The sequence below is a fragment of the Aeromonas sp. QDB56 genome (assembly GCF_027705505.1).
Lineage (GTDB): Bacteria > Pseudomonadota > Gammaproteobacteria > Enterobacterales > Aeromonadaceae > Aeromonas > Aeromonas caviae.
Map to the genome: position 1 here is coordinate 1 of NZ_JAPDBZ010000100.1, position 15111 is coordinate 15111.

Sequence of the window (15111 nt, forward strand, 5' to 3'; positions counted from 1 at the left end):
GGGGCATGCAGTCGTGGCAAGCCCTCCGATGCCATATCGGCTCTTGAAGCTGGCTGAGGGTCATGGGTAATCAGGAAGGAATATGACGATGGACAAGATGAAAGATGTGGCACTGCTGGTGGGTCGTGTACTGCTGGCGCTGATGTTCGTGATGGCTGGCTGGGGCAAGATCGGCGGTTACGCCGGTACCCAGGGTTACATGGAAGCCATGGGCGTGCCCGGGTTCATGCTGCCCCTGGTGATCCTGCTGGAGCTGGGTGGCGGTCTTGCCATCATGCTGGGCCTGTTTACCCGCAGCCTCTCCGTGCTGCTGGCCGGTTTCACCCTGATGGCCGCCTTCATCTTCCACTATCAGCCTGCCGAGCAGATGCAGATGCTGATCCGTGGCCGGTGGTTTCCTAGCCCTGGCGGCGGCCGGTGCAGGGGCTTTCAGCCTGGATGCCCGCCTCGGCAAGCACTGGTAATACCCTGACGTTTCAAGTTTTCCAACGCCTTTTGGCCGGTGCCTTGCACCGGCTTTTTTGTGCCCGCTTCCCGGGGATGCCATCTGTGTGACGGCGCGCAGTCCGGACGCCACAAGTGCCTTTTGCATCTTATCCCCCGATCCCCGACAATCCCGATTCGCGTGCCGTGACGGGAATGCCAGAGAGTGTCCCCCCGCGCACCCCCTCTTCATGAAATTGGCGGGAGTCGTCCATGTTTACCCTCTACCACTCCAATCAGCTGGATCTGCTCAAGGAGCTGCTGGTGAGCCGCATCCGGCAGGCTCCGCTCTCCCACCCCTTCGATCGGGAGCAGATCCTGGTGCAGAGTCCCGGCATGGCCCAGTGGCTCAAGCTGGAGCTGGCCAAGGCGTTCGGCATCGCCGCCAACATCGACTTTCCCCTGCCCGCGAGTTTCATCTGGGAGATGTTCACCCGGGTGCTGGCGGACGTGCCGCGCCAGAGCCCCTACAACAAGGGGGCCATGAGCTGGCACCTGATGACCATTCTGCCCACCCTGCTCGGCAGACCCGCCTTTGCGCCCCTCGCGGCCTATCTGGGGGGCAGTGACGGGGCGGCGCCGGAGCAGGTGCGGCTCTGGCAGCTCTGCCAGAAGGTGGCGGATCTGTTCGACCAGTATCTGGTCTACCGGCCGGACTGGATCGCCCGCTGGGAAGAGGGGGAAGGATTGAGCCAGGAGCTGGCCGGGGTGAGCGGTCAGGATTGGCAGCCCGAGCTCTGGCGCGAGCTGGTGGCCCGCACCCTGGCCCTCAGCCCCAGCGGCTACCACCGCGCCAACCTCTACGAGGCCTTCATCCACGAGCTGGAGCGCACCCGGGATCTGCCGGGCAGGCTGCCGCAACGGGTCTTCGTGTTCGGCATCTCGGCCCTGCCGCCCCGCTACGTGGAGGCCCTGCTGGCCCTCGGCAGCCGCCCCGAGGTGGAGGTGCACCTGTTTGTGACCAACCCCTGCCGCTACTACTGGGGGGACTTGCTCGATCGCAAGACACTGGCGCGCCTCGAAAACAAGCTCAAGCCCGGTACGGATCTCGAGACCCTGCAGGGCCCCGCCAATCCGTTGCTCGCCTCCATGGGCAAGCTGGGGCGCGACTACCTGCACCAGCTGATGGAGTTGGAGGTACCGCAGATCGAGGCCTTCGTCGACATCGAGGATCGCGACGATGAGGGCAAGGTCACCTTGCTGCGGGCCATCCAGAAAGACGTGCTGGAGCTGGCGGAACGGGGGGCCGGCGAGTTCAACCTCGATGCCAGCCACCACAAGAGCCCTGTCAGCCTGGATGACGGCACTTTGCAGATCCACGCCTGCCACGGCCCCATGCGGGAGCTCGAGGTGCTGCACGACCGGCTGCTGGCCCTGTTCGAGCAGGATCCCACCCTCACCCCCAAAGACGTGGTGGTGATGATGCCGGACGTCAACAGCTACGGTCCCTACATCCAGGCCGTTTTTGGCAAGGAGGGCGGCAAGGGGCGGGGCGGGGCCCGCGGCCAGATCCCCTTTGCGATCTCCGATCGGGCGGCGAGCCAGGAGAGCCCGCTGCTGCAAAGTTTCCTCGCCCTGCTCAGGCTGCCGAACGCCCGCTTCGGAGCGGGGGAGCTGCTCGCCATCCTGGAGGTGCCCGCCGTGCTGCGCCGCTTCGAGCTGGACGACGACGAGTTCAACGTGCTGCGGCGCTGGGTGCAGGAGACCGGCATCCGCTGGGGGCTGGATGACGACTATCCCGAGCGCTTCGCGCTGCCGCGTCTGTCCGGCAACAGCTGGCTGTTCGGCCTGCGGCGCATGCTGCTGGGTTTTGCCATGGGGGACGGGGAGCCGGTGGCGGGGATCCTGCCCTATGCGGACATCGAGGGTCAGCAGGGGCTGATCCTCGGCAAGCTCGCCTGGTTCGTCGACTCCCTGGCGGAGTTTCTGCCCAGGCTGCAACAGGCGCAGCCGCTGGCCGAATGGCACGCCTGCCTGCTGGCGCTGCTGGAGCGCTTCTATCTCGCCGACGAGGATGAAGAGCGCCAGCTCCAGCTCATTCGCAGCCAGCTCACCGACTGGCAGGCCCAGCTCGGCGAGGCCCGCTTCGAGCAGGCCATCAGTGCCGACCTGTTGCAGGACTACCTCGGCAGCGTGCTGGGGGAGTCCCGCTCCAGCCAGCGCTTCCTCGCCGGTCAGGTCAACTTCTGCACCCTGATGCCGATGCGCTCCATCCCCTTCCGCCAGGTCTGCCTGCTCGGCATGAACGACGGCGTCTACCCGCGCACCCTGCCCCCCATGGGCTTCGATCTGATGGCGGTGGCCTCGCGGCGCGGGGACCGATCCCGCCGGGATGACGACCGCTACCTCTTCCTCGAGGCGCTCCTCAGTGCCCAGCAGGGGCTCTACATCAGCTATCAGGGGTTCAGCGCCCAGGACAACAGCGAGAAGGTACCCTCCGTGCTGCTGGCGGAGCTCATCGACTACGTGCGCCAGGGCTTCGTGCTGGCGGGGGATGAAGATCTCGACGACGACACCTCGGGCCGGCGGCTGCTCGAACACCTGATCGTGGCGCACCCCCTCACCCCCTACAGCCCGGCCTACTTTTACCCCGAACCCGGCTCCGGTCTCTTCACCTATGCCGCCGACTGGCTGCCGGCCCTGAGCCCGGAGCGGGGGGCCGCCAACTTCCAGAGCGGCGATCTGCCCCTGCCTGCGGAGTGGGGCAGGGAGCAGGGGCTGGAGCTGGCGGAGCTGCTGCGCTTCTATCGCCAGCCCGCCAGGTACTTCCTCAACCGCCGCCTCAAGGTATGGTTCGAGCTGGAGGAGGCGACCATCGAAGACAGCGAGCCCTTCGAGCTGGACGGCCTGCAGCACTATCAGCTCAAGGCGCTGCTGCTGGATGCCCATCTGACCGAAGGGGAGAGCGAGGCCCGTCGCCACCGGCTGCAACTCTCCGGCCTGCTGCCGCAAGGGTGGTTCGGCAGCCTGCTGCTGGAGGAGATCGACGGCGAGATGGGCAAGCTGGCGGCGCGGCTGCGTCCCTGGACGGGGGACAAACAGGCGGTGGAGATCGACATCGCCCTGGCCCAGGGGCAGCTTCAGGGCTGGATAGACACCCAGAAGGGACGAGCGCTGGTGGTCAAACCCGGCAGCTTCAACGGCAAGGATCTGCTGCTGGCCTGGATCCAGCACCTTTGCCTCTCATTGAGCAGCGTCCCCGGCGACACCCTGCTGTTCGATGCCAAACAGAGTCTGCGGCTGCCAAGGCTTGCGGCGGACGAGGCGCGGCCCAGGTTGGCGGCCCTGGTGGCCCTCTGGACCCAGGGGATGAAGCGGCCGCTGCCCTTCTTCCCGAGCACCGCCTGGGAGTGGCTCAAGGCGATCGAGAAGGATCCGGCAAAGCCGGAGGAGGCCGACAAGGCGGCGCTTGCCCGCTTCAACGGCGGCTACATGGTGACGGGAGAGGGGCAGGACGTCTATGTCGCCCGCTGCTTCCCGGAACTCGATGACGAGGTGCTGGCCCAGTTGCAGGGGCTGGCCCGTGAACACCTGACCCCGCTCCATCAGGCGCTGGAGGAGTTGCAATAATGGCTAACCCGCTCAATCCCCTGCGTTTTCCCCTCTATGGCGAGCGGCTGATCGAGGCCTCCGCCGGGACCGGCAAGACCTATACCATCGCGGGCCTCTATCTGCGCCTCTTGCTGGGCCACGGCCCGGTTATCGAACAAGCAGGCGAGGAGGGGGGAGATGCCGGTCAGCCCTGTGCCCACGAGCGGCCCCTGTCGGTGACCGAGATCCTGGTGGTGACCTTTACGGAGGCGGCCACCGCCGAACTGAGGGGGCGGATCCGCGCCCGCATCCACGAGGCGCGTCTCGCCTTCATGCGCGGCCAAAGCACGGACACCCTGCTGGCCCAGCTGCTGGCGGAGGTGGAGGATCACGACCTGGCGGCCCGTCGCCTGCTGGCCGCCGAGCGGCAGATGGACGAGGCGGCGGTCTTCACCATCCACGGCTTCTGCCAGCGGATGCTCAGGCAGAACGCCTTCGAGTCGGGCGCCCTCTTTGAAACCGAATTTTTGACCGACGACAGCCGGCTCCGGCTGCAGGCGGTGAGTGACTACTGGCGCGCCGAGTTCTATCCGGTGGATCAGCCCCTGGCCCGGGCGGTGCGAAGGCTCTGGCCGAGCCCCGCCGCCCTGCTGCGGGAGATGGGGAGCTGGCTCGACAACGACGAGCTGGAGATCCGCCCGGTGGCGGGGGAGGAGACCCTGGCGGCGCGGCACAGCGTCGCCATGGCCCGCATCGGGGCGGTGAAAGCCGGGTGGCTGGCGCAGACGGACGAGATCCGCCGCCAGACCGAGGGGCAGATCAGCCGTTACACCGGCAAGAACTACGAGGGGTGGCTTGCCAAGATTGGCGACTGGGCGCAGGACGAGACCAGCGGCTACGTCCTCCCCAAGGAGCTGGAGCGCTTCGGCCAGCAGGCGCTGGAGGAGAACCTCAAGAAGGGGGGAACGGTGCCCACCCTGCCGCTCTTTGGCGAGATAGACGCCCTGCTGGCGAGCCGACCCGGCATCCGGGATCTCGTCTTGCAGCGGGCGGCCAGGGTGGTGCGCAGCCGGATGCAGGAGAGCAAGCGCCAGGCCCATCAGCTCTCCTTCGACGATCTTCTGCGGGATCTCGACGGGGCGCTCGGCTCGGGCCTGGGGGAGCGGCTGTGCGAGCGCATCCGCGCCACCTACCGGGTCGCCATGATCGATGAATTCCAGGATACCGACCCCCAGCAGTACCGCATCTTCCACCGCCTTTACGGCGGTCACCAGGACACGGCGCTCCTGATGATCGGCGACCCCAAGCAGGCCATCTACGGCTTTCGTGGCGCCGACATCTTCACCTACATCCAGGCGCGGCGAAATGTGAGCGCCCACTACACCCTCGGGCGCAACTGGCGCTCAAGCCGCGCCCTGGTGGCGGCGGTCAACGGCCTGTTCGAGCGGGCGAAGGATCCCTTCATCTACGAGGCGGACATCCCCTTCCTGCCGGTGGAGGCGCAGGGCAAGAGCCGGGCACTGCTGATCGAGGGGCAGACCGCCCCCGTGCTGCACTGCTGGCAGCTCACCGGTCAGCCCACCTTCAACAAGGGGGAGTACCAGAGCAGGATGGCCCGCGCCACGGCGGCGGAGATCCATCGCCTGCTCACGCTGGCCCGGGAGGGCAAGGCGATGCTCGGCAGCGAGCCGGTCAGGGCCGGGGATATCGCCGTGCTGGTGCGCACCGGCGCCGAGGGCAAGCTGGTGCAGCAGGAGCTGGCACGCCTTGCCATCGCTTCCGTCTATCTGTCGAACCGCGAGAGCGTGCTGGCCCAGGTGGAGGCGCGGGAGATCCTGCTGATCCTGCACGCCTGCCAGAACCCGAGCGATGAGCGAAGCCTTAGGGCAGCGCTCGCCACCGGCCTGTTCGATCTCGATGCCAGGGCCCTGGACGCGCTGGCCTCGGACGAGCGGGCCTGGGAGAGCGCGGTGCAGGAGTTCATGGGATACCGCGCGGTCTGGCATCGCCACGGGGTGCTGGCCATGCTGCGGGCCCTGATGCACGGGCGCAACCTCGCCGCCTCCCTGCTGGCGAGCCCCTACGGGGAGCGGCGGCTGACCAACTTCCTCCATCTCGGCGAACTGCTGCAACAGGCGAGCGGCGAGCTGGACGGGGAGTACGCCCTGCTGCGCTGGCTCGGGGAGGCGGTGAGCCAGCCCAACGGCCAGGACGGGGAGCAGATACTTCGCCTGGAGTCCGAGCGCAAGCTGGTGCAGATCGTCACCATCCACAAATCCAAGGGGCTGGAGTACCCGCTGGTCTTCCTGCCGTTCATTTGCAGCCACCGCGCCGCCGACACCCCCCTGTTCCACGAAACGGGGGAGGCGGGCAATCGCACCGTGCTCGATCTCACCGGCGCCGAGGAGTCTCTGGCCGAGGCCGACAAGGAGCGCCTCGCCGAAGACTTGCGCCTGCTCTACGTGGCCCTGACCCGGGGGGTCTATGCCACCTGGCTCGGGCTGGCGCCGGTGCGCTCCGGGGCGGGCAAGTCGGAGAAGACCGACCTGCACCGCACCGCCATCGGCTACCTGCTGCAAAAGGGGGAGGAGGGGGACGCCGGGACACTGGCGACCGCCCTCACCGACCTGGCCCAGGCCCTGCCGGGGGTGGCCGTCGGTGAGCCCTCGCTCACCCGCCCGGCCCCGCTGCCCGCCGAAGCGGAGAAGCCGGGGGAGCCCACTGTGCGCGCGTTCCAGGGGCAGCTTGAGCGGGACTGGTGGATCAGCTCCTACTCCGGGCTCGCGGCCCAGGGCAACGGCCACGGCAAGGGGGTGCTGGCCAACCCCGGCTTCGATGACGAGGTGGCCACCGAGGCTGCCGTCACCGTGCAGGAAGAGGAGGCGCCCGCCCCTTCCATCTTCACCTTCCCCAAGGGGGCGCGTCCCGGCACCCTGCTCCACTGCCTGTTCGAGACCATCGACTTCGAGCACGCGGGGGGCGAGTCGCTGGCACAGCACATCGCCGCCCTGCTGACCCAGGAGGGGTTCGACGAAGGCTGGGCCCCCGTGCTGCAACAGCAGGTGGAGGCGGTGCTGGATACCCCCCTTGAGACCGGCCTTGGGGATCCGGTGCGGCTGCGGGATCTGGCCCCCGAGCGCAAACAGGTGGAGCTGGAGTTCTTCCTGCCCATGGGGCGGGTGACGGCACCGGCGCTGACCGCACTCTGCCAGCAGCACGACCCCCTGTCGCGGGACGGCAAGCCGCTCGGTTTTGCCACCGTGCAGGGGATGCTCAAGGGCTTCATCGACCTGGTGTTCGAGTGGCAGGGGCGCTGGTATCTGCTCGACTACAAATCGAACCACCTTGGCATGAGCCCCGCCGATTACGGCCGCCCGGCCCTAGAGCGGGCCATGGTCGAGCATCGCTACGATCTGCAATACCAGCTCTATTCGCTGGCCCTGCATCGGCTGCTCGCCTTGCGGCTGCCGGGCTACGATTTCGACCGGCATTTTGGCGGGGTCTTCTATCTCTTCCTGCGCGGCATGCCCCAGGGGGGCATTTTCCATGCCAGGCCCAGCCGGGAACTGGTGCTGGGGCTGGACGAGTTGTTTAGTAAAGGTGTGACATCTGACGATCATCGTTTAGAGAAATCGAACAAGGCAGAGGCATGAGGGGCGAGATGAAGGGCGAAACCATGATAGAGCGGCTGAAAGCCTTGGCGCTGGCGGGGCGCATCCGCCAGCTTGACCTGCAATTTGCCAGGCTGGTGGCCGACCTGGGCGGCAGCCCCGAGCTGGTGCTGGGGGCCGCGCTCGCCTGCCATGAGCTGGGGCGCGGCCATGTCTGCCTGCCGCTGGCGATGCTCGCTCAGGGCGGTGACGGGCAGGGATCCTCGCGCCCCTTCGGGCTGGATCCGGATCAGAGCCGGGATTTGCTGGCGGATCTCGCGGATCCCGCGAGCTGGCCCGCCCTCTTTGCGGCCAGCCCCCTGGTGGGGAGCGAACAGGAGGAGGGAGAGACCCCCCGCTGGCCCCTGCGGCTCTGGGGGGATCGCCTCTACCTTACCCGCTACCACGACTTTGAGCTGGGGGTGGCCCGCCACCTTAGCGCCTTGAGTGAACGGGCCGAATGGCCGGAGATTGCCCCGGCCCTGTCACGCCTCTTTGCCCGCGACTACGGCCTGGTATTCGGGGCCCTGCTCAAGGCCCGCCTCGCGCCGGATTTCTCCGTCCGCCACTTTGTGGAGAAGTACCTGGATCTGGTCTTCCCCCATGAGGTGGAGTGGCCGGCCGTGGAGACCCTGCTAAAGAGCGCCCAGGCAGCCAGCGAGCTGGAGCGGCTGGATACCCTGGTGCCCGAGGCGCTCTGCTGCAACGGCCAGAAGCTGGCGGCGGCCACGGCGGCGGCGCGCCCCTTCGCGGTCATCTCCGGCGGCCCCGGCACCGGCAAGACCACCACGGTGGCCAAGCTCCTCGCCATCCTGGTGGAGACCGGCCTGCAAGGGGGCAAGGCACCGGCGATCCGGCTGGTGGCCCCCACTGGCAAGGCGGCGGCGCGTCTGACCGAGAGTATCGGCGCTGCCCTGCAGGCCCTGGGTCTGCCCCCCGAGTGGGTACAGGCCATCCCCACCGAGGCGGGCACCCTGCACCGGCTGCTCGGGGTGATCCCCGGGCGCAGCCAGTTCCGCCATCACAGAGGCAACCCGCTGCACCTCGACCTGCTGGTGGTGGACGAGGCTTCCATGGTGGACCTGCCCATGATGGCGCGCCTGCTGGATGCGCTGCCCCGCCACGCCCGCCTCATCCTGCTCGGCGACAAGGATCAGCTCGCCTCGGTGGAGGCGGGGGCCGTGCTCGGGGATATCTGCAGCTTTATCGAACAGGGCATCAGCCCCGCCCAGGCACACTGGCTCTCCCGCCAGACCGGCTATCGCCTGCAAGGCACGCCGGCGGGGGCCAGCGTGCGCGACAGCCTCTGTTTGCTCTCCAAGAGCTGGCGCTTTGACCAGCATTCGGGCATCGGCCAGTTGGCGCGGGCCTGCAACAGCGGCGACGGGGCGGCGGTGGAGGCGGTCTGGGGCGCAGGATTTGGCGACATCCGCCTGCACCCCTGGGCGGGGGAGGCCTACAACGCCCTGATTGCCCAGGGGGTCGCCGGTTATGGCAGCTACCTCAAGGCGGCCCGGGCCGGCGAGGATCCGGCGGCGGTGTTCAAGGCGTTCAACGGCTTCCAGATCCTCTGCGCCCTGCGGGACGGCCCCTTCGGGGTGACGGGGCTCAACGAGCGCCTCGAACTGGCCCTCGCCAAGGCAGGGCTGATCGCCCGCGACGGCGACTGGTATGCGGGCCGCCCGGTGATGGTGGTGCGCAACGACCACGGGGTCGGCCTCTACAACGGCGACATGGGGCTCTGCCTGCCCGATGACACCGGCCGCCTCAAGGTATGGTTCGAGCAGCCGGACGGCACCCTGCGGGCCCTGCTGCCCAGCCGGTTGCCCCCCCATGAGACGGTCTACGCCATGACCATCCACAAATCCCAGGGGTCGGAGTTTGCCCATACCGTGCTGGTGCTGCCCGACAGCCCCAGCCCGCTCCTGACTCGCGAGCTGGTCTACACCGGCATCACCCGCGCCAAGGCCCGCCTCGATCTCTACGGCGATCGCGCCCTGCTGGCACAGGCCGTGCGGAAAAAGACCGAGCGGTATTCGGGGTTGGCACAGAGGTTGGGGGAGTAGATTTAAAACCCTTACTAAGGAAAGTGCGAACAAGTATCCCAAGAACAATAAATGAAAATTTTAGTCATTTAATATCAATGGGTTACCAGTAAATGCTCTCGTGCCATATGACTTATTCGCACCTTCCCTTGATCATCTCGACTTACTGGTCTGCTTCGGCAAACGGCTTCATCACTTCGATTTACTGGTTTGCTTCTGCGAACTGCTTCATCACCTCGGCGTGCTTGATCATGCCGTCGGCACGCAGACCAAGGTTCTTCACGAACTCAGCCTTCTTGGCCGGATCTTCAATCTTGTCGTAGCGCTGTTGCAGATGGGCCTGGATCTGTTCCGGGGTCATGTTCTTCATGCGGGCCATCTTGTCGTGGCGGCCGCCATGATGCTTGCCGCCCATCATGCCGGTACCGTCCATGGGGCAACCGGTCGCCGTGGCCTGGGTCGGCTGGGCGGTGGAGACGGCCTCGCTGGCGGCATAGGCACCGAGGGGCAGGCCGAGGATCAAGGTGGCGGTCAGCAGGGTCTTGGTCAGCTTTTTCATGGGTAACTCCTGTCGGATGTGTACGGGTAGAGGCTCTTTCGCCTTGGTATCCAGTAAACACCGTGGAAGTGTCTGAAATTTGCCAGTAGAGGCCTATTTTGTAGCAGAGTGTGGCACAGGGGCGTGCTGGCACACTTTGACACAACCCGCCCGGTTGATTTTCGTATAATCGCCCCAGCCCGATAACGGAGAGATGATGATGAACCAAGGCTGCCCTCATATTCTGGTGGTCGATGACCACAGCGAGATCCGCGATCTGCTCAAGCGCTTTCTGGAGCAGCATGGCATGCGCGTCAGTTGCGCCCGCGATGGCAAGGAGATGAAGCGGCTGCTGGATGAGCGGGAGTTCGACCTGCTGGTGCTGGATCTGATGATGCCTGGGGAGGATGGCCTCACCCTGTGCCGCGAGCTCAGGGTCAAATCCCGCCTGCCGATCATCATGCTTACCGCAATGGGGGAGGAGACGGACCGCATCATCGGCCTGGAGATGGGGGCGGACGACTACCTCTCCAAACCGTTCAACCCGCGGGAGCTGCTGGCCCGCATCAAGGCGGTGATGCGCCGTACCCAGGCGGAGAGCCTGCCCGTGCCGGAGACCCTGACCCGGGATCTGCGCTTCGATCGCTGGCTGCTCGACGTCAATCGCCGGGAGCTGGTGGACGAGGAGGGGGTGGGGATGAGCCTCTCCACCGCCGAGTTCGATCTGCTCAAGGTGTTTCTGGAGCGGCCCCAGCGGGTGCTGAGCCGGGATCAGTTGCTGGATCTGGCCCGTGGCCGGGAGGCGGTGGCCTTCGATCGCGCCATCGATACCCTGGTGAGCCGGCTGCGGCGCAAGCTGGAGAGGGATCCCAAGAATCCCGAGCTCATCAAGACCATCTGGGGTGGCGGTTACCTGTTCGCCGCCGACGTGACCCAGGAGTGAGGCCGACATGATCAAGCGCGTCTTCGCCAGGCTGCTGCCCAAGGGGTTGACCGGCCAGATAGTGCTGGTGGCCCTGGCGGGGCTGGTGCTGATCCAGCTGCTCAGTATCCAGATCTACCGTTCGGACAGGGAGGAGGCCCTCGGTTACGTCAACAGCCGCAACGCCATGCAACGCATCATCTCCGTGGTGCGCCTGCTCTCCCTCTCTCCTCCTTCCCTCTATCACGAGATCCTCAAGGCGAGCCGCAGCGAGACCCTGCTGCTGCGTCTGGCCGACGAGCCGTTGCAGCCGGACAACCGCAGCCCCCGCTTCGAGAAGCTGGTGCGGGCCAAGCTCGGCTATCCACCCTCCCTGGCGGTGGAGATCAGCGCCGAGCTGAAGCAGGACATCCAGCGCAGCCGGGCCTGGCAGCACCACAACCGCATGATGAAGGATCGCAACGGCATGCCGCCGCCACAGGACATGCGGCTCTACGGCTCCATCGAACTGCCCAACGGCGGCTGGCTTCAGTTCAGCTCCCTGGTGGACAAGGAGACGGCGAGCTGGTCCTGGCAGACCACCCTCAACCTGCTGCTGGTGGCGAGCCTGGTGATCGGCCTGATGATCTGGCTGTTCCGCCGGGCGACCCGTCCCCTCAAGCAACTGGCTGCCAACGCCGACAGGCTGGGGCGTGGTGAGGACATCGAGCCCCTGCGCGAGGAGGGGCCCACCGAGATCCGCGAGTCCATCCAGGCCTTCAACCGGATGCACACCCGGCTCGATCGCTTCGTGCAGGACAGAACCCGGATGCTGGCCGCCATCTCCCACGACCTGCGCACCCCCATCACCAGCCTGCGGCTGCGCAGCGAGTTTCTGGCGGACGGGGAAGACAAGGAGCGCTTCCAGCAGACCCTGCAGCAGATGGAGCAGATGCTGGCGGCGACCCTGAGCTTTGCCCGGGAGGAGGGGCAGCAGGAGGCGACCCGGGAGCTGGATCTGGTCAGCCTGCTGGAGAGCCTGTGTGACGACTATGCCGACATGGGCCAGCCCGTCACCTGCCTGGCCGAGGGCAAGGAGGTCTACGCCTGCCGGGCCAACACCCTGCGCCGGGTACTGCAAAACCTCATCGGCAACGCCATCAAGTACGCAGGGGGGGCCGAGGTCTCGCTGGTGCGCGGTGACGGCGAGTTGCTGATCCTGGTTCGCGATCAGGGGCCGGGGATTGCGGAGAGCCAGTTGGAGGAGGTGTTCAAGCCCTTCGTGCGCCTGGATGAAGCCCGCAACACCGAGTCTGGCAGCGTGGGACTGGGGCTCGCCATCGCCCGCACCCTGGTGCACCAGCACGGCGGTGAGCTCAGCCTCCACAATCGCCAGGAGGGGGGGCTGGAGGCGCGGATCAGCCTGCCCCTGTAAGGAACCTGACCAGGAAATGGGGCACCACCAGGGGGCCCTTTTTGCTGCCCGTGGCGAGAGGGAAGCAGGGCAACAGGTTGGCCACCCGGAAACGGGCAACAAAAAACCCGCCGAAGCGGGTTTTTTCAATTCTTGCTGAGGCCCTTGCCCAAAGAGGGGAAGGTGCTCCGGCTTGAATTACTGCGGAACGACGTTCGCAGCAGCCGGGCCTTTCTGGCCTTGCTCGATGGTGAACTCAACGCGCTGACCTTCTTCCAGGGTTTTGAAACCGTTGGACTGGATGGCGGAGAAGTGAACGAACACGTCTTTGCTGCCGTCAGCCGGGGAGATGAAACCGAAGCCTTTCTCGGCGTTGAAGAATTTTACGGTACCAGTCATTTTGGACATGATAATTTCCTTGAGTAGTGATTAGTGAAACGCCACCGGAGCGGCAATCCATGATTTTTCGTCAGAAATACGTATGGGGAGCACTAAAGAAGGAGAATTATCTGGCAAGAATTATCGGGGATAACTGCCTGCACAAATCACTGCTTTAAGATGACTGCCTAACATAATCAGGTCTGAACTACCGAACCATCGAAAACGATTAGAACACGCACACCCTGTCATGGCAATCTTTATCTTGGTATTCGTTTCAGTCAGTGATGGCTGGATCGGCGTTTTATCCGGGTGTGCATCAGCTGCCAGGCGCCTCCTGCTGCCCTTTTCAGGGGGATGACATGACGCTCTGACAGCCCCCTTTTTTGCAGCAGCGTCATCTGCGAGCATTCATGCTGCCGTTACCGTCTGCCACGGTATTTGTTGCTGACGGAATCGGACCAGTTGAAGGTGTCGGGCAGTACTTGGGCACTGGCTCGCTCCTTGGCTTTCTCCCGCGCCAGTGCGGAAGCCGCCTTGGCGGCCTGGGCGCGATCGGCGGCGATCTTCTGGCGTCCTGCCTCGCGGATCTTGTTGCGCTCCCCGTTGGTCAGGGTGTGATCGGCATTGGCCTGGGCTTTTTGCACCAGCAGGGCAATCTCGGCTTTCTCGGCCTCGGTCAGATCCTTCATTTCCAGCTTCTTCATGACGCGCTCCTGCGATCGTTGAATGCCCACCCTAACACACATCCATCGGAGACAGGCTGACCATCCGTTCCCGGATGCCAAAAGTGTCGCCCGGTCGTCATTTCCTGGGGGAGCACGCGACGGGAACGCCTGGTTGACAGGCGCTGCCGATAGGCTGGATCCCGGCGGAAGATTGGGAGTATGCTGAGGCCAGTGCGATCCCCGATCGTCACTGTTGGCGTACTGAAATCCACGATTCGGCTGACATGCTGGAACACCCGTTCCAACTGTCCAGGTAACCTTTTTGGAGTCTGATGATGAGCAACAAAGAACAGCATCACGGCAAAGATGCCAAGAAAAAACCGCAGATGTCACTGAAAGAGAAACGCGAAGCCAAACGTCAGAAAGCAGAGCTGAAAAACGGCAGCGCGATGAAGTAACGCTCCATCCACTGCGGCTCCCCGGAGCCGGTATCAAGCCAGTCCATCATGGGCTGGCTTTTTTGTCTCCGGCAGTAGAGGTGGTGCCATAGGCTGCAAAGATCCGCTCATAGCGCCCGTCCGCCTTCATCTTGGCGAGCTGTCTGTCGAACCATTGCCGGTGGCCCGCCTCGCGAAAGGCGAAGTGGTAGTGAGTCGGGGGGAAGAGGTCGTGCTGTCTGACCTTGTCCTTGGGATAGCGGTCGCCCTCCTGGTCATCCCCGAGCAACTGAGCCAGATAGTAGTAGAACACCCGCTGTTCCAGGATCACGGCATCGGTGCGCCCGAGCAGGAGCCGCTGTACCTGCCCCTCCTGCCTCGCCACCTCTTCATAACGGGGATTCTGGTCGACGATGTCGGAGAAGGTCGTTCCCAGGATCTGCCGTGCACGCTGGAAGGCACTGACTCGCAGGGTCTGCAAATCCTTCATGGTGTGGACTGCCGTCGGCGCCAGGGTAAAGACCCGGTTGTGGAAGGTGATCACCGGCTGTGAGAGGTAGGCACTTTCCAGCATGCCGGGTTTGACGTTGATGATGGCGTCCAGCTTGCCTTCCTCCAGCATCCTGAAGGTGCGCTCCAGGGGAAGATAGACGACCTGCAGCTCATGGGGGCTGCCTGCGAAGGCCTCTCGCATGAGATCGAGTTCGATGCCCCTGTCTTCGTGGCTGATGACATAGGGAGGAATGGCAAAGCTGACTCCCACCCGCAGCGGCTCCGCGGCAAGGTGGCCGCCGAACATCAACAGGGCGAGGCACAGCAGACGACTCAAGTGGTTCATGCAGGTTCCCGAAGGGAGAAATCGTCTCGATGATAGCCACAAGCCTGGACGAAGGGGACGTAAAGCGCGGGAAAGTGGCAGCAACATGGTCGTCGGGGGAGGTGAATGCGTCAGAAACAGGTAAAAAAAGGCCCTGATGAATCAGGGCCTGCCCAGGGCGGGATCGTGAATGTTTTTTAACCATGTAAACAGGTTTGACCTCACGATCTGACTATGATCTTATGTGCT

General features: G+C 65.0%; 10 protein-coding genes and 1 pseudogene. 7 read left to right on the forward strand and 4 right to left on the reverse strand.

From position 1 onward, the window contains the following. The first annotated feature begins 88 nt into the window (after positions 1–88). The 4 genes and pseudogenes from OKB81_RS14655 to recD all read left to right on the forward strand — a co-directional run bounded on the left by OKB81_RS14655 (position 89) and on the right by recD (position 9730). A pseudogene (locus OKB81_RS14655) lies at positions 89–464 on the forward strand (DoxX family protein). A 232-nt stretch (positions 465–696) separates the two neighbouring features. Continuing rightward, positions 697–4053: an exodeoxyribonuclease V subunit gamma gene (recC, locus tag OKB81_RS14660; RefSeq protein WP_160838746.1), complete on the forward strand. Its 3357-nt coding sequence runs from the start codon at positions 697–699 to the stop codon at positions 4051–4053. Beyond that, positions 4053–7667 (forward strand): exodeoxyribonuclease V subunit beta, encoded by a 3615-nt coding sequence (recB, locus tag OKB81_RS14665; protein ID WP_160838748.1) that lies wholly within the window; start codon positions 4053–4055, stop codon positions 7665–7667. Before recC ends, recB begins: the two co-directional genes overlap by 1 nt. A gap of 8 nt (positions 7668–7675) precedes the next feature. After that, a complete protein-coding gene (recD, locus tag OKB81_RS14670; RefSeq protein WP_160838750.1) occupies positions 7676–9730 on the forward strand; it encodes an exodeoxyribonuclease V subunit alpha in 2055 nt (684 codons plus the stop codon). A 181-nt stretch (positions 9731–9911) separates the two neighbouring features. On the opposite strand, the gene OKB81_RS14675 is transcribed toward recD, so the two are convergent. Then, the gene (locus OKB81_RS14675; protein ID WP_010675900.1) at positions 9912–10268 is read right to left on the reverse strand and encodes a hypothetical protein; all 357 of its coding nucleotides are present in this window, start codon (positions 10266–10268) and stop codon (positions 9912–9914) included. A 199-nt stretch (positions 10269–10467) separates the two neighbouring features. On the opposite strand from OKB81_RS14675, the gene OKB81_RS14680 reads away from it, so the two are divergent. Further along, positions 10468–11190 (forward strand): response regulator, encoded by a 723-nt coding sequence (locus tag OKB81_RS14680; protein WP_160838754.1) that lies wholly within the window; start codon positions 10468–10470, stop codon positions 11188–11190. Between the two features lie 7 nt (positions 11191–11197). Beyond that, entirely contained in the window at positions 11198–12583 is a 1386-nt protein-coding gene (locus OKB81_RS14685; RefSeq protein WP_160838752.1) for an ATP-binding protein, read from the forward strand. 177 nt (positions 12584–12760) lie between these two features. Here the strand turns inward: OKB81_RS14685 and cspE are convergent, their stop codons facing one another. After that, positions 12761–12970 (reverse strand): transcription antiterminator/RNA stability regulator CspE, encoded by a 210-nt coding sequence (gene cspE / locus OKB81_RS14690; protein WP_010675897.1) that lies wholly within the window; start codon positions 12968–12970, stop codon positions 12761–12763. 392 nt (positions 12971–13362) lie between these two features. Then, a complete protein-coding gene (gene yjbD, locus OKB81_RS14695) occupies positions 13363–13647 on the reverse strand; it encodes a DUF3811 domain-containing protein (RefSeq protein WP_042879473.1) in 285 nt (94 codons plus the stop codon). A gap of 296 nt (positions 13648–13943) precedes the next feature. On the opposite strand from yjbD, the gene OKB81_RS14700 reads away from it, so the two are divergent. After that, positions 13944–14066, forward strand: coding sequence for a hypothetical protein (locus tag OKB81_RS14700; RefSeq protein ID WP_010675895.1), 123 nt, complete (start codon positions 13944–13946; stop codon positions 14064–14066). A gap of 46 nt (positions 14067–14112) precedes the next feature. Here OKB81_RS14700 and OKB81_RS14705 read toward each other — a convergent pair whose 3' ends face one another. Continuing rightward, complete coding sequence (locus OKB81_RS14705; RefSeq protein ID WP_041214049.1) at positions 14113–14883, reverse strand: substrate-binding periplasmic protein; 771 nt, start codon at positions 14881–14883, stop codon at positions 14113–14115. Between the last annotated feature and the right edge of the window lie 228 nt (positions 14884–15111).